Source organism: Anaerostipes hominis (ex Lee et al. 2021) (genome assembly GCF_002270485.1).
In the GTDB taxonomy this organism is placed as follows: domain Bacteria; phylum Bacillota; class Clostridia; order Lachnospirales; family Lachnospiraceae; genus Anaerostipes; species Anaerostipes hominis.
This window is the reverse complement of the sequence record NZ_NQOG01000032.1, coordinates 1-21,917: the sequence shown is the minus strand read 5'-3', so window position 1 is coordinate 21,917 and position 21,917 is coordinate 1. Positions and strand designations below refer to the sequence as shown.

Here is a 21,917-nt window from a genome sequence, read left to right as displayed (position 1 = left end):
GATATGCTCTGCCAATGGCGGGCTTCCACCTATGATAAAACGCAGGCAGTATTATGAGGATTTGGAACTGGCCGCATAGTCAGTGATATGCTTGAGAAAAATGTGTCAACTAATATTGACAATATCAGAATTGCCTATCGTGCAATGATGGGCGAATATATCCTCTATTTCCGTGAAAAGATTGTGGGCGGCATTTATGATGATCGCTTGCTTGTAAAGCCTGTTCCATCCGCAATCTCCTTTATGCCTACAGTTACTTATGAATTGCCCTATGAGGGAGCAAAAGAAATGCTCTTAGTCGATGATGTTGACAACAGAGAATTTCTCTGCAACCTGTTTCTTGCTATGTACGATGAACTTCCTGCACCGAAAAAAAAGAAAACCACCTCCAAAAAATAACGACAAAAAGCCCTTAGCTATGAGTTTCATACCCACAGCTAAGGGCTTAGTTTATAATATGGATTGTTATATCTAAAAGCCGTTTTTTATCATTCTCTTACCCACAAACCACTGGATAATGAGAATAATGGCTCTAATATAACTGTTATCAAATTGTTATCAAAAGACCTTTTGAAGTGCCGCAAACCCGCATAAACACTGGATTTTTACGACCTCTCAATTTATTCAAACTCAATCGTAGCCGGTGGTTTCCCCGTACAGTCATACATCACTCGATTGACATGTTCCACTTCATTCACGATCCTGGTAGTCACTTTTCCAAGTACTTCCCAAGGGATCTGTGCCGCATCTGCAGTCATAAAGTCTGATGTATTAACAGCTCTCAGCGCAATAGCATAGTCATAGGTTCTTCCATCCCCCATAACTCCCACTGACCTCATGTTTGTCAATGCTGCAAAGTACTGTCCCAGTCCTTTATCCACTCCAGCTTTTGCAATTTCTTCTCTGTAAATTGCATCGGCATCCTGCACGATCTTAACCTTTTCCGCTGTCACTTCCCCGATGATACGGATTCCAAGTCCCGGTCCCGGGAATGGCTGTCTCATGACAAGATATTCCGGAATACCAAGTTCTCTTCCGGCCTGTCTTACTTCATCTTTGAACAAGTCGCGGAGAGGCTCAATGATTTCCTTGAAATCTACATAGTCAGGAAGTCCTCCCACATTATGATGGGATTTGATGGTGGCAGATTTACCGACACCGCTCTCAACCACATCCGGGTAAATGGTTCCCTGAACAAGGAAGTCCACAGTTCCGATCTTCTTTGCTTCTTCTTCAAATACACGGATGAATTCTTCACCGATGATCTTTCTTTTCTGTTCCGGTTCTTCCACTCCCGCTAATTTCTCATAAAATCTGTCCTGAACGTTCACTCGGATAAAGTTTAAGTCATACGGTCCTTCCGGTCCGAAGACTGCTTCTACTTCATCACCTTCATTTTTGCGGAGCAGTCCATGATCTACAAAGACACAGGTCAGCTGTTTTCCGACTGCTTTCGCCAGCATAACGGCTGCCACAGAGGAGTCCACACCTCCGGACAATGCACAGAGCACTTTTCCGTCTCCAACTTTTTCACGAATGGATTTGATCATGTCATCCACAAAAGAGTCCATATTCCAGTCGCCCTTGCAGCCACATACTTTGTATAAGAAATTATAGATCATTTCTTTTCCCTGTTCTGTATGCATAACTTCTGGATGGAACTGGGTTGCGTAAAGCTTCTTGTCTGCATTTTCCATGGCTGCCACCGGGCATACCGGGGTTGTCGCCGTGATCTTGAAGCCTTCCGGTGCTTCGGCGATGTAGTCGGTATGGCTCATCCAGCAGACTGTTTTATCACCCACACCGTCAAAGAGCTTAGATGAATTGTCCAGCTCCACTTCTGTGCGGCCGTACTCGCTGACAGGTGCAGTCTCCACCTTGCCGCCGAGGACATGGGCCATCAGCTGGGAACCATAGCAGATACCCAGAATCGGGATTCCCAGTTCAAAAATTGCTTTTTCGTATGTCGCGGAATCTTCTCCGTAAACGCTGTTCGGTCCTCCAGTGAAAATGATTCCTTTTGGATTGTATTTTTTTATTTCTTCAAGTGAGGCAGTGTAAGGTTTGATTTCGCAGTAAACGCTGCATTCTCTGACTCTCCTTGCGATTAACTGATTATATTGTCCCCCGAAATCAAGGACAAGAAATTTCTCGTGGTTCACGGGCGTTCCTCCTATATTCCTATATAACTTTATAAAATAACCTATATTCTTATATATTATAAGGTAGGCATGGTGTTTTTACAACTCAATTCTTCCCTGATCTCATTGATTTTGACAGCTTTTGGTGCTAGAATGATAAAAAAGTCGAATGAAATGGAGAATTTTATGAAATTATTAGAGGAACGCATTTTAAAGGATGGAGTATTAAAGGATGGGGGAATCCTTAAAGTTGACAGTTTCTTAAACCACCAGATGGACATTGGGCTGCTTCAGGAAATAGGAAAAGAATTCAGAAGACTGTTTCCGGAAAACATCACCAGAATCTTGACCATTGAAGCCTCAGGGATTGGAATCGCGACGATTGCAGCACAGTATTTTGACAATATCCCGGTTGTATTTGCAAAGAAATCCATGTCCAAAAATCTGGACGGAGACCTGCTGACCTCTAAGGTAATTTCTTATACAAAAGGACTGGAATTTGATATTTTCGTAGAAAAGAAGTTTCTGTCCCCGGATGACAATATTCTGATCATTGACGACTTCCTTGCCAATGGCCAGGCATTAAACGGATTGATCGATCTTGTCAACGGCTCCGGCGCTAATCTGATTGGATGCGGTATCGTGATCGAGAAAGGTTTCCAGGACGGCGGACAGATCATCCGCGATAAAGGTGTACATTTAGAGTCTCTTGCAATCGTGGAAGACCCGAAAGACGGAAAATTATGTTTTAGAAAACAATAAATATGCCTATTTAAAATAAGAGCCGATGTTTTCACTCATCAGCTCTTTTTAAATATTCACTTTCACCACTTTCTCAGGCTTTGCCCCTGCCTCTTTTAACAGCTTTACCTGTTTATCCAGCACATATTTGGCCTGCGCATAGGCGTCTCCCACATAAACAAATGGTCCTGCCTTGACGACTCTGCTGTATCCTGCTTCCTCTTCCAACGGTGCTCCTGATGAGTAGTTTATTCTTGTCAATTTCATAGTACTTTCCTGCATATGCTTCATTCTAAAATAATCAGTCTATTCTTATATTCCGCTTCTTCCAGGCTTTTTATATACCGTACCGGTGTCATATTCGTATATTTCCGAAAATCCTTCATCATATGGGACTGGTCATAATATCCGGCATTCATGGCAATAGCCAGCAGGTCCTTTTCATCCTCTTCCCATTTCAGGCTGTTTAAAATCGTCTGAAACCGGGCGATCTTACAATACGTTTTCGGTGAAATTCCCATATTCTCTTTAAACACTTTATTTACATAGCGGACAGAGTATCCCGTCAATTCACCCAGTTCTTCTATCTTTACATTTCCGGCCCGCCTGGTGATCTCGTCTATCAGGTAATTTCCAAGATTTCTGTCCTCTAAATGCTCCAGCTTTTCCTGATTACAGTTCACATAAAAATTTAAAAAAGCCTGTATCTGTGCCCGGAAGTCACGGCTTTGAATGATCTTATCAAATACCTCTTCTTCCTTCATAAATTCCATCAGCGCTGCTTCCCCTTCGACTAATTCATTCGGATTCACCGTGTCGGGCAGTATCACCTTTCCCGGCATGAACCGGATGCCGAAAAAGTAATCTCCCGGCTTTCCGATCATCGGGGAAGCCTTCAGCCTGGTGCCTATGATGCTGGCATAAGGGTAATTTTTGCTGCAATAAAACAGAAAGTCCACACATCCGTCCGGTACAATGGACAGGATGTCGTGGACGTCCTCTTCGACTTCAAATGCATAAAAATGTGAAATTCCGTAAGCCATCATCACAGCCTTATAGTAATGGGATGTTGTCATGACCAATGACGGCTGTTTGGGCACGATAAGTTTTTTTGGGTGTATTGGCTCCATATCTCTTCCCTGCTCTCTATTTGCTTCTACTATAATACTTCATCGTTGTATTGTACAGAATCCCTGTATATTTTATTTTGTAATTAGATTTTTGCCTGGAAACGGTCATATCTTAAGGCTGTTAAGTCCAGTGCTGTACTGCCGTCCACCACCATCTCAGAGAGCTGTTCGCCCACAGCCGGGGCAATCCCAAAGCCATGGCCGGAAAATCCGCAGGCCAGGATCAGACCGGGTACTTCCTCCATTTTGCTGATGACAGGAACTTTGTCGGCACACAGGTCCATCCATCCGGCCCAGGTGCGAACGATCTTTGCATCCGAAAGGGATGGGAAGTATTTCATGATGCCCCGGCAAATGCAGGATGCCGTGATGCTTGAATTAACCGGAGTACCGTTGTCCTTATTAAAGCCTTCAAAGTTTGAGGAACCGCCGAAGACAAAAGAGCCGTGTTTTGTCTGGTGTCCGTAAAAATCCGCTTCCGCCGTCCCCAGCATTTGTCCGAACATTTCCGGTTCTGCCTCTGTCACCAGACATTCCAGCAGTGCAGGCTGCATAGGGATATCCACGCCTACTGTATCCGCGATCTCTCTGCTTTTAAGCCCCGCTGCCAGTATGATATTCTCTCCTTCATACACGTTTTCTTTCGTGATGACCTGTCTTGCTTTTCCCCTGATCTTCCGGATCGCAGTCACTTCTTCCCCAGTAATGAACCGGACCCCAAGTTCTCTGGCTTTCTTATAAAATCCAAGCGTTGCCAGCATCGGGTTTGCATGACCGTCGGTGGGACACCAGCTGGCTCCTATGACTTCATCGGACAGATATGGACAGATATCCCGGACTTCCTCACCTGAAATCATCCGCACATCCAGGCCGCATGATTGGGCATTTTCAGCCAGTCCGCTTAAAATTTTCATGTGTTCTTCTGTCTTGCCAAGCCGCAGGTTTCCATCCTGACAGTATTCCACATCTGTTTCCAGCTCCTCCGAAAGGGTCGGCCAGAGGTTCTTTATTCCATACATGGCAAGGGGAAGTTCCCGTTTGTCTCGGCCGGACTGGCGGACGCCTCCTCCGTTTCTGCTGGACCCTCCGTCTCCCAGGTGATCGCTCTTTTCCAGTACGATAACGGAACAGCCTCTTTTTGCGAGATAATAAGCCGCTGCATTTCCGATGATTCCTCCTCCGATCACGATCACATCTGCACAACGATTTCCCATATTACCGTACCTCCTTTCCAAGCACTCTCATTTCCGTAGGACGCATCGGCGCCCTGGACGTAGCCGGTTCCAGTTCTGCCGGAGAAACTCCCAGTTCCCTTGCCACGATTCCCCTGACCAATTTAGAACAGGTCTGTCCCTGACAGAGTCCCATGCCGGTTCTTAAGTATCTCCGGATTTCTGTGAGGGTGAACATCCCGTCGTGGACGGCTCTCCGGATTTCTCCTTTCGTAATTTCCTCACACCGGCAGATGATCATATCATCATCGTTGGCCGGAACAAATTCCTTTAATATTTTTGATCTGTCATTTATCGTATTCACAGTTCTTTCCTCCATCTTTTATACTCAGGCTTTAAGAGGCCCGGAAAAACCTTGCCTTCATTGCCATGTCCACAGGCACCTTGATGGTCAGAAGATTGGTGTGATCAAATGCTTTGGATGTCTTTATTTCTACCACTTCTGCCCGGCATACCTCGTTTCCGCTCCGGTCAAGGGCTTTTCCCTCTGCCCCTTTTTCCGGCAGCGGAAGGAATTCATACGGAAGAGTCACGCTTGCATAATCTTTCTCAAACTGCTCATTCACGAGGAAAATCGCCTGTCCGGAACAAGCAGCCACACACATGCCGCATCCAATGCACTGAGCGTCCGGATCTACTGCCGGCAGGGAAGTGATATTTTCTCCGATCTTGATACAATTCTTAGGGCACGCATCCTGACACGGATTACACGGGATGTTCTGGGTACACTCCATCACCGGATGGATTCCTATGGTTTTCGTAACCCCCGGGTACTGTTTTACTTCTTCTTCGCCTAAATAACCATTTTCAAGCAGGTTCATAGAAATATCACAGCCCTCATCTGTCTTCTTTAAAAGCTTCCCTTTATTTTCAGGCCCGAACATTCCCTGCCTCAGACTTTCCAGGGCTTCTTCCAGTGCGGCAAGCTTCTCATCCCGTTCTTTCTCATTCATAAATCCAAGTTCACAGGCAGCGGCGGTACCTGCCATCCTTCCTTCGATCATGGCAGAACTGGCTTCCTCAATTCCTGACACATCTCCCGCCACAAAAATTCCTTTGACGGAAGTCTCTCCGTATTTATCACAGAGCGGCACCTGTCCGCCTTTCTTTGGGTTATCTTCCATTTCACATCCGGCCATTTTTAAAAGCTGGGACATTGGAGACAGTCCCACGGCAAGGCAGATAGTATCTGCATCGAAATATTTCTCTGATCCGGGCACGGTCTGCCAGTTTTGATCCACCTTTGCAATGGTCACTCCGGTGACCCGGTCTTCTCCTTCCGCTTTCACAATCGTGTGGGATAAATAAAACGGTACGCCGCATCTTGCCAGCTTGGCCGCATGGACTCCATAGCCGCCGATTCTTGGCGCCGCGTCTACCAAAGCTGCAACCTCACATCCGGCCTGCATCAGCTGATAACTTACTACCAGTCCTACGTTTCCGCTTCCAAGCATCAGAACCTTTTTCCCCGGCTGTACACCATGCAGGTTCATCATCGTCTGGGCGGCTCCCGCTCCGATCACTCCCGGCAGCGTCCACCCGTCAAAGGTAACCATATTCTCTGAAGCCCCGGTTGCCACAATAATGGCATCTCCCTTATAATGCCGGATCTCATCTCCGATCCGCACAGTGATTTCTTTGTCCAGATAAAGCCCTATGACAGTGGCATTCAATACGACCTGCACTCCCGCATCCTCTGCCTCTTTTAACAGATCTTCTCCAATCTTAAATCCGCGGATCTTTGCTTTGTGTTCTTTGGAACCGAAAAATTTATGTATCTGCTTAAACAGCTGTCCGCCCGGTTTTGCATTTTCGTCAAAGACAATGACATTCATCCCTTTTTTTGCCGCTTCTATGGCCGCAGACAGGCCGGACGGCCCTGCTCCTACGACGATCAAATCATACCGTTTCATATCGTTATCATCCCTTCATCTTAGTTTTTTCTGCGCTGATTCCATACTGAGTCTGAACCCTCATCCCTTCTTTCAAAGGTGTCACACAAGTTCTCACATTGGGCCTGCCGTCCACCACCATGACACAGTCCGTGCAGCGCCCGATGGCACAAAAAATACCCCTGGGCTTTCCGTATTTTTTCGTATGCCGGTGTACCATCACCCCGGCAGCTTTCAAAGCCGCAGCAATTGGCTCACCCTCAAAACCCGTCACAGGTTTGCCATCATAAAAGAAAGAAACCTCCTTCCCTTTCTCCGTCCTGCCCAAAATCGGATGCTCTTCAATTCTCATAGCCAAAACCCTCCTGCCATATCTTTTCTTAATTTATCCGCAGCGAAAAATGCCTTCTCTTTCCACAACTATCATTCAGTATTTTTCAACCAAAAGGTGCCATCCTGCGATAGTTTTTTATCACTATTGGAGGAGCACATTTCAAAAGCGCGACGGAAAGAGTGATAAAAAACTACGCCATTCTTGGGGAATCCCACAAGTTCAATTTCGTCCCAATTCCCTGATCCAGTGCTTTTCGATACAATTCTGTTCCCCATGCCACATCTTCCACCGGCATTCCTCCGATAGAGAACAGAATGATCTCGTCATCGTTTTTCCGTCCGGGTACTTTTCCGTTGATGATATCTCCGATGTCTTCGATTTTCTTCCTCGGCATGATTCCATCGTGATACATATCTACAAATTTTGTTCCTATAATTGGTACGGTCTCAAAAGAAGGATGAGGATATTCTTCGGTCCACGCCTCATATAACCCAAAGTTGTCTACCACTGTCTTTGCCCTGTTCAAGAGAAAATCGTCTTCAAAGTTTGCACATGCAGGAAGACTGAAAAATGCTCCCGGCTTGATCCATTCCTCTTTGACCATAGGGTAATTTTCTGATCCTTCCGGGCATGAGGTAGCCATGCTGATAACGTCCGAATCCCGGACCAGATCTTCCAATGTATCTGTCAACTCAATTGTCTTAAACTGAGGAAATTTCACTTTCACATATTCAATGAAGCTCTCAATAGAACCCCGGCTTCTGCCTTTGATCTTAATGGTATCAAGTTCCAGACAAGTGCAGACAAACGCTTCCAGAGCCGTTTTGTTCATGACACCGGGTCCATAGATCCCAAGCACTTTGGAATCCCTTCTCGCCAAATGCTTTGCACCGACTCCCGGCACTGCCCCTGTACGGTAAGCACTCAGTAAGTTTGCAGACATTAAGGATCTTGGAGCTCCTGTCTCTTTGTCATTCAACATAAGCATCAGAATGGATCTCGGAAGTCCTTTGTCTTTGTTTTCCACATTGGAACCATACCACTTCATCCCAGCCATGTCATATTCTCCGCCCAGGTAGGCGGGCATCGCCATAAATCTGCGGTCCGGCCCATTCACCGGCATATTCGGAAAAGGTGATATATCCGGAAAAGAAACCATGCACCCATGAGAATTTCCATTAGAACCTCCCATAGCATAATCCCCTCTGCTCAAAAGCCGGAACATCTCTTCCATACTCTCCACACAGCCCTTCATATCCGTAACCCCGAGCTTCACCATTTCCTCTTCGTTTAAATATAAAAAATCAACCCTTGAATTACTCATTATTGAAACCTCCTGTATCAGATAATAAATATTTTATTTTTGTGCTCATTTTAGTCTTTCAATGCCTTCTCTTTTCTGCATAATTGGAGTGAGACATTTTACGATAGTTTTTTATCACTATTGGAGGAACGCATTTCAAAGCGTGACGGAAATAGTGATGAAAAACTCATGCCAAAGTATTCACCGTTTGCATTTCCGGACATTCGACCGTACCCATTTTCTTTATTCCCTTTACCCAGATCACTGAGAATGCGATCAGTGCCAGCAGCAGAGTCGCGAATATTTTATAAATCAGGATTCTGGCATCACCCTCGGCAATGTTAAAGATCATATAAATGTCACCGATAATGCAGATCACCTGAGGGATACCGAGAAGAACCAGCTTCTTGTTTCTGCCCTCGGCATCCGGATACCTTCTTCTCAGCGCAAGGACTGTGATATTAACCATAATATAAGAAGTCAGCCAGAAGCAGGACGCCGCAAGGATTATATTTGTAAGCCCTGAAGACTGGGTAAATCCGGTAACGATCAATGCCGTGATTCCTCCGCTCAGCAGGCCGATTCCTGCTGCCGGAACCCCATACTTGTTTTTCTGTTGAAAGGCCTTCGGAAACAGCTGATTTTCTGCCATACCGCTTAAAATATTCGGGATGCCTCCGAGGACGGTATTGACTGTACTGATTCCCGCCAGCAGTGTCACGATGCCCATCCAGTAAACTCCGGCCTGGCCCATGCACCGTTCTGCAAACAGCATATGGGGCATTGGATTCGACGCCAGTTCCTGCAGTGTGACATACTGTGTCATCCCCACACCGAGCAGCGCCTGCACTCCGAACAGGACGACGATGCCAATGATCATAGCCAAAAGTACGTCTCTTTTGGGATTCTTAAGATCCTTTGACACCGGGATTACGAATTCAATTCCGATAAACAGCCAGAATGCCAATGCTGATAAAGAAACGATTCCTCCAATCCCGGTAACCTGCGGCTTCGTCTGCTGAGCAGCCGTCACTATCTCGCCGGTGCCCAGATGGAAAAAACTTATGATTCCCATGAGCAGAAAAGATGCCAGCAGAAGGAATACGACAATGTTCTGGATTCGGGCGAAAAAATCAACCCCTTTATAGTTTACATAGGATAAAACCCCCAATATGATCACACTGATCAACGGTGCCGGAACCTGAGGCAGAAAGATCTGATTCAGTACCGTTCCGCACATGGCGATTTCCACGGAACCGGATAGAATATCAACAATCACATAGGCGGACAAGGTCGATACCATGGAAGCCACTGGCCCCAGTCCCACCAGGGTATACTGTCCCAGGCCTCCTTCCGCTTTCGGCATCATGGAATGCAGTTCTTGAAAGCTTAACGCCAAAAACCCATTCAGTATCAATACGACAAACAGTGGGATAATAAAGCTTTTACCTGCAAGGCCCATACCCTGCCCAAGGGAAAGCAGGCAGCTGGTGGCCACAATCAGCCCTACACAGACAGATACCGCACTTCCGAGTCCCAACTTCTTCGTATTCTCCATACATATCACTCCTTTTCATAAAAGAAAGGCGTCCGCCGGATATATCCGGTGAACGCCTTTGTTCCCATCTCTTAATTTACTTGGTTTCTTGCTGATGGGTTACAGCTTACTCTCTTTCTTTTCATATGAATTGTAAAAATCGGAACCCTTTAATTATTTTCTTCAAAACGGACCAATCCGATATAGTATCTCGCCGAGTCATCCAGCAATACTTTCACAGGGATTTCTTCCCTTTCCCCACAGTTGGACCAGATCAGGATTTCCCGTTCCTCATCATATCCTGTGATAGTCACCCAGTGCCAGTTGTCTTCTCTGAATTCTTTCCTGGAATGACGCCAGATCAGCAGTGCTGTGGGGTGCCCGTGATATAACCCTTCCTTAATAAAATCGAGACAGTCCTGCCTATTCCTGGGCAGAAACATGCTCCTTGCCTTTAATTTTTTTCCCCTGTCGGATGCAAAGCTTAAAAAATCTTTTTTAAACTTTCCGATCAGCGGATAGCCCATGAAGCCGGGCGTCATATACTGATACATGCCTTCCATAAGTTCTAAATATGATTCATGGGGTATCGACTCTGAATTTTCTACTTCTTCCGAAAATAAACCTTCACAGACGGCGATATTCGTGCCGGTGACGCTTCCGCATCCCGCACGGCGCTGGAAAGTGCCTGGAAACCATTCCTGGTTGCCGCCGTAAGCCAGATATTTTCCGTCTCTATATATTTTAGGACACTTTAATTCCATCTCACATCACTCCTTTTCTCATTATAATATCTTTTTTTGTCAAGATATACAACCCTTGCTGCATAGACTATGTAAAAAGCCCCAGGTGTGTGTTATGAAACAATTATCAACGAAGCAGCTTTTAAAACTCTGCATCATTTTTCCCATTTTGGTCAGTCTGCTCTCCAGACTCCTGACACCCCGGATGGATGAGATTTTCCGTCAGCTGAATAAGCCTCCATTCGTTCCTGCCCCGTGGATCTTTTCCGTCGTATGGCTGATCCTCGATATTTTACTAGGACTGAGCCTTTACACCCTGCTGACCTCGGACATCACAGAGCAGGAGAAAAAACAGGGAATCAAGCTTTTTCTCGCCGTGTCCTTCTTTTTGTTCTTCTGGCCCATCATTTTCTTTGAATACGGACTGGTCTTTTTCTCCTTTGTCTGGATTCTGGCTCTGAATCTGCTCAATGCACTAATGTTCTATGTATTCCGAAAGTACAGCAAAAAATCTGCTTTTCTTCTGATCCCGTACATTGTCTGGTGCCTGTTTGCGGCGCTTTTAAACCTTGGATTCCTGATCGTCAACTAAAGCTTAGTCTCCCGCCGGATAAATACATACTTGGCTTCAGAAGACAGGGAAGGTTCATACTCGTATCCGTCCCAGTCAAACTCTTTGATATCCTCCGGCCGGTCAATCCTGTTCTTTACAATATGACGGACCATCTGCCCTCTGGCCATCTTGGCCCATGCCACGATGGTCCGGAGTTTTCCGCCTCTCATGGTGAGAAACTCCACGTCCACAAAACGATCCGGCCCATCCAGATATTTTTTCACAGTTTTGGCATACTCTTCAGAAGCCAGATTAAGGATCAGATCCTGTTCTTTATAAAGCTCCTTATATATCGCATCTCCCCAAAACCGGTACAGACCCTGTCCCGCTGTTTCTACTTTGCATCCCATCTCCAGACGGTACGGATGAATCGCATCTAAAGGCTTCAGCACTCCATACATTCCGCTTAAGATTCTCACATGCTTCTGGGCATATTTCATATCCCACCCGGTAAAATCTCCTGCGCCCACGTTCTGAAATACCAGGCCGTCATAAGTCATGAGGGCCGCACTTCCGTCCCCATTTTCAAAATTCTGTATATCTAAAAAAGCCTGAATTGCAATCTTTTCATTTACCTTCATCAAAGATTCAATCTCCCACGGCTTCAGTTTTTTCAATTCTTCATAAATCTGTCCTGTCTTTTCTGAAAATACAGGCTCTGTCAGCTTTCGCTGTTTTTCTTTCCTGACTTTCATGTTTTTTGCAGGTGAAATAATCGCTATCATGGTACTTCCTTGTGTTATAATGGGTTTCATGAAAGGCGGTGCATCATGAAACAATTTCTGCTTACAGTTTCTTTATCTATTTTCCTGATATCATTTTCGGTCGTATTTACACTGAATTTCCGGCCCCTTTACTATGCCGATATAAAGCTTCTTCATATCAGCCGGGAATCCGGGCTCTCTGAAAAACAGATCAGAGAAAACTATGACCGGCTCATTGATTATAATTCTGTATTGTATAAAAAAGACCTGAAGTTTCCCTCTCTTCCCATGTCTGAGGAAGGAAAGATTCACTTTCAGGATGTAAAGCGTATTTTCTCCGGCCTCCAATACGCCTGTATCATCTCATTTATCATAATCCCTGCAGGCCTTTTATGGAAGCGGGAAAAAAAGGATTTCCATTTCTTAAAAAAGGCATCCGTCTCTGCCGCCGTGCTTCCGCTCCTTTTGGGAGCTCTGGTCTGGGCGGCCGGATGGGACAAGGCCTTCGTGACTTTTCACGAGCCGGCCTTCTCCAATGATTACTGGATCTTCGATGAGGCTTTCGACCCTGTCATCACCATCCTGCCGGATGCCTTCTTTCTTCACTGCGCCCTGCTGATGGCCGCAGTCCTTATTCTGTTATGTGCCGTGTGCTTCCTCGCAGGAAGACATCTGTGCCAAAGGCAGGAAGCTTAATAATATCTTCCCAGCGCGTCCGCCGCAATGATGGCCGCATATACATCCTCCGGTGTCACTTCAAACGGCATGTTGCCGAGAGTGTCATCCGGAGAGCATGCGAGACGCGCTACTTCCATGATCTGTTCTTCTTTTACTTCCTTGATTCCCAAGTCTGCAAGGGTAGTCGGGAGTTCTGCTTCCTGACAGAATCCGAGGACTTCCTGAATCTCATCCTGATCCGCCCCTTCCAGAACCAGCTGTACCAGCGTTCCGAAGGCTACTTTTTCTCCATGGTATAATTCATGGGTTTCCGGAATTGCAGTTAAGCCGTTATGGATCGCATGTGCCCCTGCCAGACCGCCGCTCTCAAATCCGATTCCGGAAAGATAGGTATTTGCCTCTATGATATGTTCTACTGCCTTCGTGCAGATATTTTCACGGACAGCAAGTTTCGCATCAATCCCCTCATCAATCAAAGTTTCATAGCAAAGTTCAGCCAGTGCCATGGCCGCGCGTGTGATCTTTCCTCCCACACAGTTGGATGCGTCAGACTGTTTGCAGGCTCTCGCTTCAAAATAGGTTGCCAGAGCATCTCCCATACCGGCTACTAAAAGGCGTTCCGGAGCTTTGCTGACAATGTCGGTGTCCACCAGCACCATGTTCGGGCTTGCCGGCAGAAACAGGTACTTTTCAAAGACACCGTCATCCGTATAGATCACAGACAGTGCACTGCAAGGCGCATCGGTAGACGCAATGGTCGGCACAATGATGACTGGCTTTTTCATGTAATAAGCCACTGCCTTTGCGGTATCATGGATCTTTCCTCCGCCGATTCCGACGATGACTTCGCTTCCGGCCTTTTCACAAATGTCCATGACACGGTTGATCTCTGTCATACAGCACTCGCCGTTAAAAGCTTCATATGTAATCTTGGCATCTTTTTGCCCTTTTGCTATGGAAGGCTCCACTCTTTTTCTTCCGGACGGACTTGTCAGAACAAAAAGGTTGGTTCCATAGTTTTCCGCATATGTACAAAGGTTTTCCATCTCACCTTTTCCCTGGATATAACGGCTTGGACTTGCGATAATACTTGCCATAGTGATTTCCTCCTTAAATCCTTTGATTCTTCTGAATCATTTGAAAGGTTAACTAGCATCGATACATTTACTATACCATGAAGCTCTGCCGGAAATCCACCTCTGAATGTTAAAACTTTGTCACGCATACTGCTGATATACTTTTGATTTTTTGGTCTTCCTATGGTATAATACTTTTAACATAATTGTTACAATTATATTACATCTTTTTTACAAAGGAAGGTTTCATGCTGAACAAGAAAAAGATAAAAACAAAATCTGTCAAAAACGCCGTTAAAAAAGCAAAGCATCAACCGAGATATATCCGTGCAGTATTTGAACGAATCACACTGCGTCTGTCTTTTCTTTGCTTTCTTGGGATTATGATTTTTACTGGGTTTCATTTTTACCAGGATCGGCAGAAAAAAGTGAATGCCGCAAATGAAGCCAAACATCAGTCTGCTCAGAAAAAAGATTCCGGGCAGGAAAAGAAGAAACCACAGCAGTGGTATGAACACCGCGCGGTTGCCCATGCTCTTGGAGAGATCGATGGTAAGGAGTATACCAACTCTAAAGATGCGTTTTTAAATTCCTATCAAAATGGTTTCAGGGTTTTTGAAGCTGACCTGATGCAGACTGCGGATCATGTCATGGTCGCAAGGCATTATTGGGGAAAAGACTTGAGTGATCCGAAGAGCAAGGGAGGCAAACCTGTTTCCTATGCCAAGTTTAAAAATATTAAGCTGTACGGCAAATACACTCCTGTCTCACTAAAAGAACTCTTTGAACTGATGGACAAATATCCTGATACATATATTATGACGGACACCAAAGACAGTGATGCCGCAGCCGCAAAAAATGACTTCTCTGTCATTGTAAAGACAGCAAAAGAAATGAAGAAAGAATACCTTCTGGACCGGTTAATCGTACAGATTTACAATCAGCCAATGTATCATGCCATAAAACAGGTTCATCCGTTCCGTCACTTCCTTTATACCACTTATCAGCAGACAGATGTGGCATTCAGCAGGATGATCAGGTTCTGCACTGCCAACGGCATTGAAGCTGTCACTGTCCCTGTGAGCAGTGTCAATGATTACCGGATGAAGCTGCTAAATGATGCAGGCCTGTATTCTTTCACACATACTGTCAACAGTGTATATGAAGCCAAAGAATATATGAAACTCGGTGTCTATGGGGTTTATACAGATTTTCTGACAAATGCCGAGGTAGAAAAATGTTCTTTTTCTCTGAAGACAAAAGATTTCTTTGATAAAATTCAAAACGGCAAATAATCTTGCAAAAAGGACTGCCGCACTTTTTTCGTGCGCCAGTCCTTTCATTTCGTTTACGTAAATTCTTAAAGTAAAGATTTATAGATTGCAATAATATCTTTTAAACCTGCGTCTTTTGGATTTCCAGGTGCACACGCATCTGCCGCCGCTGACTCTGAAAGGAACTGAATATCCTCTTCTTTGACGATTTCTTTCAGATCCTGTGGAATTCCCACATCGATGGAAAGCTGTCTCACCGCGTCCACGGCAGCCTTCCTATATTCTTCCTGACTCATGTCTTCTGTGCCTTCCACACCCATGGCCTTGGCGATGTACTTATATTTATCCCCTGTGGCATCAGCATTATATTCCATGACAGCCGGAAGAAGAATGGCATTTGCAACACCGTGAGGTGTGTCATAGACTGCTCCCAGTGAATGAGCCATGGAGTGTACGATTCCCAGTCCTACATTTGAGAATCCCATTCCTGCCACATACTGTCCGAGAGCCATTCCCTCTCTGCCCTCTTCTGTGTTTTCCACTGCGCCCCGCAAATTCTGTGCGATCAGTTCAATCGCCTTCAGATGAAACATATCTGTCATTTCCCATGCATCTTTTGTAGTATATCCTTCGATCGCATGGGTAAGGGCATCCATTCCGGTTGCGGCAGTCAGGCCCTTCGGCATAGAGGACATCATGTCTGGATCGATAACGGCAATGACCGGAATATCATGGGTGTCTACACAGACGAATTTCCGCCTTTTTTCTACATCTGTGATAACGTAGTTGATCGTAACCTCGGCTGCTGTTCCCGCGGTCGTCGGAACTGCAATGATCGGAACAGACGGATTCTTTGTCGGCGCCACGCCTTCCAGACTCCGCACATCTTCAAATTCCGGATTTGCAATGATGATTCCGACAGCCTTGGAAGTATCCATAGAAGATCCGCCTCCAATGGCGATCAGATAATCTGCACCTGACTCCTTAAATGCAGCGACACCTGTCTGAACATTTTCAATAGTAGGATTTGGTTTAATGTTAGAGTAAACCTCATATTCATATCCCGCCTCGTCCAATACATCTGTTACCTTCTTCGTAACGCCGAACTTTACCAGGTCAGGGTCCGAACAGATGAATGCCTTTTTGAAGCCTCTTGCTCCCACTTCTGCTGCGATTTCCCGGACCGCACCTTTTCCGTGATAGGACGTTTCATTCAATACAATACGCTTTGCCATAACAACCTCCTTGAGATACCTTTGATTTATCGTGATTCTTTCATTATCAGTTTACCTCCCGGCGGAACAGGCAGACAAGTGACACATTTCCCATAATGTCAAAAAAGTGACACTTCCTTAAAAGTGTCACTTTTTAAAGTCGTTCAAAAGCTCTGCAAGTTCCGGAGGCAGGGCCCTGACCAGCAGTTCTGCCATATCCTCCGTGCTCCGCTTCATCCCACCGGTTACCCACTGTACAGTCATGGCAATGGACCCCCGGCAGTACATTTCCAGAAGAAACTCGATATCCGGCGGAATCTCTCTCTGATATTTCTTTTTTATAATGTCGGTGTAAAATTCATAGATAAAATCAAAATCATGCTGGAGCAGTGAATTGTGATCCTCAGATTTAAAGGCTGCCGTGAAGAAGCACCGTTCTCCTTTGATAAATTCAAATTTCTTGATCAGTCCTTCCCTGAGTGTAAGGCTCACGCCCATCTGCCGGAAGGATACAATGGCAAGCTTATCAAAATACCAGTTGATTAGATCATACTTGTCCTTAAAATTCCTGTAAAACGTCTGTCTTGTCACATCACATCGCTCTACGATCTGCTTTACCGTAATCCGGTCCACAGGCGTAAAAGCCATCAGCTCCCTGACGGCGCCTGCCAGTTTATATTTTGTTTTTTCCGATGCATCCATGAAACTCACCTCATTTGTCCGCCAGGCTTTCCTCAAAAAAACTCAGCTGTGCAATGGCACAGGATTCGGCTTTTCTTTCCGTTATCTTATCGAATTGATCCGGCTCTCCGCAGAGCATCGGGGTATCCGGCCGGTACTGTGCCGCAGTTTGATTTACAGTTTCTCTGCTGTGGCTGGCATAACAATAAAGACAGTCTGCCGGGCAGGTATCATAACTTCCGATGTCAAAACTCTCTGCACATCCACACTCCGGCCTTTGATTTTTATCTTTGTCCACAGAAATCTTCATTCCAATGAGCTTTTCCACAAGTTCTCTGTCGATACAGCAGCCCTTCCTGATGCCAAAACATGAAAGGTCATAACCTTCTGCACAGGTCACCGTGGTCATACCGTGATTTCTCGCAGAGGTCCCTGCTCTCTGTGCAAATTGAAAGACTTCTTCCTCTGCAGGCCGGCGGATTCCCGCCTGGGCCATCTGTCTTTTTATTTTCCGGTATATATCTAAAAAACTGATCACTGCCTGTTTTGTATATCCCTCCAGGGCTTCTGCCATGGACTCAAATGTATGAATATGCCACTCTATAGAATAGTCTTTGCTGATCAGCACAGGATCATAGCGCCATATAACCCTCTCTTTCCCGATCTTTCCGGACAGCTCCTGAAACAGGGGAATCAATTCTTTTTTCTTATCGGGCATTCCCGGCTCTATATCCTTTCCGTATCCATTGAGTGTAAATTGAAAATAAAACGGATACTCTTTCAGCTCTCCTAAATACTTCATGAAATTTTCAGGGTTCTTTGTCCAGAACACGATACAGTCAATATTTTCTCTGGAAAGCAGAATTTTGCTGACTTGTTTTGGATTCACCGGATTCCTCACGAGCACGGAGCCGTCCCGAAGCCGGTTTATGAACCATTCACCATAAAAAGCCGGAACATCTGTCCTTCTGCTGACACTCAATATCATAAGCAGTCTCCCTGTCACATTCATTATCGCTGGTTCTTTCACTGGGTTCATTGTACCACGGTTTTTCAGCAGATTCCATATTTTCTTCTTGACATTCACAAATGTAACTGATATGATTACAGCATAAACTGTAACTCAAATTATTACATATAGAATAAGACAGAGGGGAAATCAACTTATGAACAGTGAATTTACGATAGCAGTCCACGCACTCGTTTTTTTAAACCATAAAGGAGAAAGCGTATCCAGCGACAAGCTGGCCGCCAATATCTGCACAAACCCGGCAAGAGTCCGGAAGATCATGGGGAAACTCAAGAAAAAGGGACTGATTTCTACAAAAGAAGGGGTAGTAGGAGGATATCTGTTTGACCTGGAGCCATCCAAGGTAACCCTTTATGATATCAGCAGTGCCCTGAATGTTCCGTTTGTCTCGTCTTCCTGGCGGAGCGGCAACAGCGATCTGCCCTGTCTGGTGGCTTCCGGAATGGCAGGCATTATGGATGACATTTACGGCAGCCTGGATCAGTTATGCAAAGATCATTTGAAACAGGTAACCATTCAGACCATCGATCAAAAGATCTTCGGTTCATCCAAATTAAAGGAGAATGACGCTTGCCGCAAATGGAAGGAAAGTCGCTCTTATTGAAAAGGATTCTAACATGTACGGAGGAACCTGCATCAACGTTGGATGTATCCCATCCAAATCATTTGTTGCGAGTGCAGCTTTTTCTGCAAAGCTTGATTCTTCTTTTGAAGAAAAGGCAAGGCTGTACCGGGAAGCTGTTGAAAAAAAGACAAAGCTGACAGATACATTACGGGATAAAAACTACCATAAGGTCGCAGACCTGGAAAATGCAGATGTTTATAACGGAACCGCTTCTTTTATAGACAGCAGGCATGTGGCCGTGGCGTTACAGGCTGAGACACTGGAACTGGAAGCAGATCAGATTTTTATAAATACGGGAGCTCGCCCGTTTATCCCTCCCATTGAGGGTCTCTCTGACAGTCGGCGTGCGTATATCAGTGAGACCATGCTTTCTTTGGAGGAACTGCCGAAACACTTGGTCATCATCGGAGGCGGCTATATCGGCATGGAGTTTGCTTCTATCTACACGAACTTCGGCTCCAGGGTTACTGTCATCCAGGACGGGGAAGTATTCCTTCCGAGGGAGGACCGGGATATTGCCGATGCTGTTGCAGAGAGCTTAAAAGAACGCGGAGTAAAGCTGCTGCTCTCCACAAAAATAAACTCTGTCCGCGATGAAGAAGCTAAAACGATTGTGTCTGTGAAAACACCGGAGGGCGATGAAAAAATTTCAGCAGATGCCGTTCTTGTGGCTACAGGACGCCGCCCTAATGTAAACGATCTGAATCTGGAAGCTGCCGGTGTGGAATTGACTCCCAGCGGTGCTGTCAGGACAGATGAATTTCTTCAGACAAATGTTCCGGGCATCTATGCCATGGGTGATGTGGTCGGAGGTCTTCAGTTCACATATATTTCCCTGGATGATTTCCACATTGTGAAATCACAGATTCTGGGAGATAAAAAACGAAACGTAAATAACCGGGCTTTTAAAAGTCGTAATCGATACGAAGACAAACGAGATTTTAGGTGCTCATCTGTTCTGCGCCGAATCCCACGAAATGATCAACCTGATCAAACTCGCTATGGATGCACATCTTCCATATACCGTGCTGAGAGATACAATCTACACCCATCCGACCATGAGCGAGGCACTCAACGACTTATTTAACATCCAGGAGACTTTATGCAGTATTTAATTTCATTTTTAGAAGGCATCGTAACCTTTATATCCCCCTGTCTGCTGCCGATGCTCCCTATCTATATTTCTTATTTTGCGGGAGAGACAACAGACCGCCCAAGACACAAAGCCTTGCCTAATGCCATAACGTTTGTTGCGGGATTTACCCTGGTTTTTATCCTTCTGGGTGCCTTCGCGGGAACTCTCGGAGGGCTGCTCACTTCACATAAAATGATTGTCAACATAATCACCGGACTGATCGTCATCATCTTTGGTCTGAATTTTACCGGAGCGCTTAACATAAGCTTTTTAAACAGGACAAAACGCAGTTCTATGGAAGTGAAAAAACATACCCATGCATCATCTTTCTTATTTGGAATTGTTTTTTCCATCGGCTGGACCCCATGTGTAGGGGCATTCCTTGGCTCTGCACTGATGATGGCGTCACAGCAGGGCTCCATGGCAGAAGGCATCCTCATGCTGTTTCTCTACTCCATGGGTCTCGGCATCCCGTTCATTCTCAGCGCCGTGCTCATTGAGCGTCTGATGGGGGCTTTCGGCTGGATCAAATCGCACTACGGCATCATCACAAAAGTTTCGGGAATTCTGCTGATTATCGTGGGACTTTTGATGATGTTGGGAATGATGGACCGCTTTTTATCAATCTTGACATTTTAGGAGGGATCTATGAAACAACAAACAAAACTGATAGGGATTATTATCATACTCATCGCACTTTTAGCAGGAGCTTTTGTTCTCTACCAGAACCTGAGCAAAAAATATAAGGCAGATACTGCATCCGAAGAAACATCTTCCGGGGATGCTACAGAAAAACAGGAAGCTGTCACTGCCCCGGACTTCAACGCAGAGGATGCCGGCGGAAAGCCGATAAACTTCTTTTCTCTGACCGGCAAAAAACCCATTGTGTTAAATTTCTGGGCCAGCTGGTGTCCGCCGTGCAAACAGGAGATGCCCGGTTTTGAGGCCATGTATAAGAAATATTCCGGCAAAGTCAATTTTGCCATGGTCAACATGACCGACGGGGCAAGGGAGACAAAGAAAAAAGCGTCCTCCTTTATCAAAGAGCAGGGATATACATTCCCTGTTTATTATGACACGGAACAGGAAGCTGCCTATAACTATCAGGCAGAATCTCTCCCCACAACCTACTTTATCAACCGGGACGGAGAAATTGTCTCCGGAGCCAGGGGCGCTATGGAAGAGAGTGCCCTGGAGGCACAGATCAAAAAGCTGATAAAATAGCAGAACAAAGTGGGCAAGCCCACTTCAGCTCCCCAACCCCTCACTCTTTGAGGGGCTTGACAACTATTACTTAGAAAAGGAGCGGAACTGACTCATCCATGAGACTATGAAAAAAAGTCTGTAAATAAGATTCTTCTATGATAATGAAGGGCGAAAGTCTTGAAAAACAGGCTTTTCGCCCTTACTTTATATATAACAGTTACAAAAAAACATGTCAACAGCAGGCGGTAAATCCGCCCGTTTTAGGCCGTCTTTGAATTACTCTGGAAGTCGTCCCTCGTACATGATGCTTAACTCCCCATATACCTGTGCCCAGTTGCGCATCGTTACCGTCCATTTCTTTGTAGCCTCAAATGTCGCTAAATACAGCGCTTTCAACAGCGCCGTATCACTTGGGAATACGCTTCTCTGGCGGTTCAGCTTCCGATAAGTGGAATTCAGTGATTCTATGGCATTGGTTGTGCTAACACGATGTCGTGTTAGTACACAACTTATACCGACAAAAAAACTATACCGACATTTCCAGGAATCCCACTGCATACAGATACTTTTGAAAAAATGTCGGCATAGTTTTTCTTATAGCCTATACAGTATTTTTGCTGTCTCTGCT

The 21,917-nt window shown here is 45.5% G+C and carries 24 protein-coding genes and 2 pseudogenes; 10 read left to right on the top strand and 16 right to left on the bottom strand.

The window, feature by feature from the left end; all coding sequences use genetic code 11:
• The first annotated feature begins 102 nt into the window (after window positions 1–102).
• Window positions 103–399, top strand: a complete 297-nt coding sequence (locus CI597_RS16585) for a competence protein TfoX (RefSeq protein WP_334293354.1) — start codon at window positions 103–105, stop codon at window positions 397–399.
• 221 nt (window positions 400–620) lie between these two features.
• Here the strand turns inward: CI597_RS16585 and guaA are convergent, their stop codons facing one another.
• On the bottom strand, window positions 621–2,162 hold the full coding sequence (gene guaA / locus CI597_RS16580; RefSeq protein ID WP_024728868.1) for a glutamine-hydrolyzing GMP synthase: 1,542 nt from the start codon (window positions 2,160–2,162) through the stop codon (window positions 621–623).
• Window positions 2,163–2,327: 165 nt separating this feature from the next.
• Between guaA and CI597_RS16575 the strand changes: the two genes are divergently transcribed.
• A complete protein-coding gene (locus tag CI597_RS16575) occupies window positions 2,328–2,903 on the top strand; it encodes a xanthine phosphoribosyltransferase (protein ID WP_024728869.1) in 576 nt (191 codons plus the stop codon).
• Between the two features lie 48 nt (window positions 2,904–2,951).
• Here the strand turns inward: CI597_RS16575 and CI597_RS16570 are convergent, their stop codons facing one another.
• The 9 genes from CI597_RS16570 to CI597_RS16530 all read right to left on the bottom strand — a co-directional run bounded on the left by CI597_RS16570 (window position 2,952) and on the right by CI597_RS16530 (window position 11,074).
• Window positions 2,952–3,149: a hypothetical protein gene (locus CI597_RS16570; RefSeq protein WP_024728870.1), complete on the bottom strand. Its 198-nt coding sequence runs from the start codon at window positions 3,147–3,149 to the stop codon at window positions 2,952–2,954.
• Between the two features lie 20 nt (window positions 3,150–3,169).
• Entirely contained in the window at window positions 3,170–4,012 is an 843-nt protein-coding gene (locus tag CI597_RS16565) for a helix-turn-helix domain-containing protein (RefSeq protein ID WP_024728871.1), read from the bottom strand.
• Window positions 4,013–4,095: 83 nt separating this feature from the next.
• The gene (locus CI597_RS16560) at window positions 4,096–5,226 is read right to left on the bottom strand and encodes an NAD(P)/FAD-dependent oxidoreductase (protein WP_024728872.1); all 1,131 of its coding nucleotides are present in this window, start codon (window positions 5,224–5,226) and stop codon (window positions 4,096–4,098) included.
• A gap of 1 nt (window position 5,227) precedes the next feature.
• On the bottom strand, window positions 5,228–5,548 hold the full coding sequence (locus CI597_RS16555; protein ID WP_024728873.1) for a (2Fe-2S)-binding protein: 321 nt from the start codon (window positions 5,546–5,548) through the stop codon (window positions 5,228–5,230).
• Window positions 5,549–5,579: 31 nt separating this feature from the next.
• Entirely contained in the window at window positions 5,580–7,157 is a 1,578-nt protein-coding gene (locus CI597_RS16550; protein WP_024728874.1) for an FAD-dependent oxidoreductase, read from the bottom strand.
• Window positions 7,158–7,164: 7 nt separating this feature from the next.
• Window positions 7,165–7,488 (bottom strand): (2Fe-2S)-binding protein, encoded by a 324-nt coding sequence (locus CI597_RS16545; protein WP_024728875.1) that lies wholly within the window; start codon window positions 7,486–7,488, stop codon window positions 7,165–7,167.
• Between the two features lie 172 nt (window positions 7,489–7,660).
• Window positions 7,661–8,794: a tyramine oxidase subunit B gene (locus CI597_RS16540; protein ID WP_024728876.1), complete on the bottom strand. Its 1,134-nt coding sequence runs from the start codon at window positions 8,792–8,794 to the stop codon at window positions 7,661–7,663.
• A gap of 166 nt (window positions 8,795–8,960) precedes the next feature.
• On the bottom strand, window positions 8,961–10,331 hold the full coding sequence (locus CI597_RS16535; RefSeq protein ID WP_024728877.1) for an APC family permease: 1,371 nt from the start codon (window positions 10,329–10,331) through the stop codon (window positions 8,961–8,963).
• Window positions 10,332–10,480: 149 nt separating this feature from the next.
• Window positions 10,481–11,074 (bottom strand): hypothetical protein, encoded by a 594-nt coding sequence (locus tag CI597_RS16530; protein ID WP_024728878.1) that lies wholly within the window; start codon window positions 11,072–11,074, stop codon window positions 10,481–10,483.
• Between the two features lie 94 nt (window positions 11,075–11,168).
• Here CI597_RS16530 and CI597_RS16525 point away from each other — a divergent pair, with 94 nt between their 5' ends.
• Entirely contained in the window at window positions 11,169–11,645 is a 477-nt protein-coding gene (locus tag CI597_RS16525; protein ID WP_024728879.1) for a TspO/MBR family protein, read from the top strand.
• On the opposite strand, the gene yaaA is transcribed toward CI597_RS16525, so the two are convergent.
• A complete protein-coding gene (gene yaaA, locus CI597_RS16520) occupies window positions 11,642–12,391 on the bottom strand; it encodes a peroxide stress protein YaaA (RefSeq protein WP_024728880.1) in 750 nt (249 codons plus the stop codon). The genes CI597_RS16525 and yaaA overlap by 4 nt on opposite strands.
• A 45-nt stretch (window positions 12,392–12,436) precedes the next feature.
• Here yaaA and CI597_RS16515 point away from each other — a divergent pair, with 45 nt between their 5' ends.
• Entirely contained in the window at window positions 12,437–13,066 is a 630-nt protein-coding gene (locus CI597_RS16515) for a TIGR01906 family membrane protein (RefSeq protein ID WP_095143016.1), read from the top strand.
• On the opposite strand, the gene CI597_RS16510 is transcribed toward CI597_RS16515, so the two are convergent.
• Window positions 13,063–14,145 (bottom strand): glycerol dehydrogenase, encoded by a 1,083-nt coding sequence (locus CI597_RS16510; protein WP_024728882.1) that lies wholly within the window; start codon window positions 14,143–14,145, stop codon window positions 13,063–13,065. The genes CI597_RS16515 and CI597_RS16510 overlap by 4 nt on opposite strands.
• Window positions 14,146–14,372: 227 nt before the next feature.
• Between CI597_RS16510 and CI597_RS16505 the strand changes: the two genes are divergently transcribed.
• Window positions 14,373–15,419: a phosphatidylinositol-specific phospholipase C/glycerophosphodiester phosphodiesterase family protein gene (locus CI597_RS16505; RefSeq protein ID WP_024728883.1), complete on the top strand. Its 1,047-nt coding sequence runs from the start codon at window positions 14,373–14,375 to the stop codon at window positions 15,417–15,419.
• A 65-nt stretch (window positions 15,420–15,484) separates the two neighbouring features.
• On the opposite strand, the gene fucO is transcribed toward CI597_RS16505, so the two are convergent.
• The 3 genes from fucO to CI597_RS16490 form a co-directional block, all read right to left on the bottom strand.
• Window positions 15,485–16,633, bottom strand: coding sequence for a lactaldehyde reductase (gene fucO, locus CI597_RS16500; protein ID WP_024728884.1), 1,149 nt, complete (start codon window positions 16,631–16,633; stop codon window positions 15,485–15,487).
• A 126-nt stretch (window positions 16,634–16,759) separates the two neighbouring features.
• Complete coding sequence (locus CI597_RS16495) at window positions 16,760–17,314, bottom strand: TetR/AcrR family transcriptional regulator C-terminal domain-containing protein (protein ID WP_034550381.1); 555 nt, start codon at window positions 17,312–17,314, stop codon at window positions 16,760–16,762.
• A gap of 10 nt (window positions 17,315–17,324) precedes the next feature.
• Window positions 17,325–18,281 carry a DUF1848 domain-containing protein gene (locus CI597_RS16490; protein ID WP_024728886.1) on the bottom strand — a complete coding sequence of 319 codons (957 nt, stop codon included), beginning with the start codon at window positions 18,279–18,281 and terminating at the stop codon, window positions 17,325–17,327.
• 178 nt (window positions 18,282–18,459) lie between these two features.
• Here CI597_RS16490 and CI597_RS16485 point away from each other — a divergent pair, with 178 nt between their 5' ends.
• The 5 genes and pseudogenes from CI597_RS16485 (at window position 18,460) to CI597_RS16470 (ending at window position 21,307) form a co-directional block, all read left to right on the top strand.
• Window positions 18,460–18,927 (top strand): RrF2 family transcriptional regulator, encoded by a 468-nt coding sequence (locus CI597_RS16485; protein ID WP_024728887.1) that lies wholly within the window; start codon window positions 18,460–18,462, stop codon window positions 18,925–18,927.
• A pseudogene (locus tag CI597_RS18845) lies at window positions 18,887–19,717 on the top strand (dihydrolipoyl dehydrogenase family protein); the annotation flags it as partial. The gene CI597_RS16485 and the pseudogene CI597_RS18845, both read left to right, overlap by 41 nt.
• 124 nt (window positions 19,718–19,841) lie before the next feature.
• Window positions 19,842–20,063, top strand: a complete 222-nt coding sequence (locus CI597_RS19585) for a hypothetical protein (RefSeq protein ID WP_328514496.1) — start codon at window positions 19,842–19,844, stop codon at window positions 20,061–20,063.
• Entirely contained in the window at window positions 20,051–20,722 is a 672-nt protein-coding gene (locus CI597_RS16475; protein WP_024728888.1) for a cytochrome c biogenesis CcdA family protein, read from the top strand. Before CI597_RS19585 ends, CI597_RS16475 begins: the two co-directional genes overlap by 13 nt.
• Before the next feature lie 9 nt (window positions 20,723–20,731).
• On the top strand, window positions 20,732–21,307 hold the full coding sequence (locus tag CI597_RS16470) for a TlpA family protein disulfide reductase (RefSeq protein WP_024728889.1): 576 nt from the start codon (window positions 20,732–20,734) through the stop codon (window positions 21,305–21,307).
• 258 nt (window positions 21,308–21,565) lie between these two features.
• On the opposite strand, the pseudogene CI597_RS19580 reads toward CI597_RS16470, so the two are convergent.
• A pseudogene (locus CI597_RS19580) lies at window positions 21,566–21,859 on the bottom strand (transposase); the annotation flags it as partial.
• Window positions 21,860–21,917: the final 58 nt, after the last annotated feature.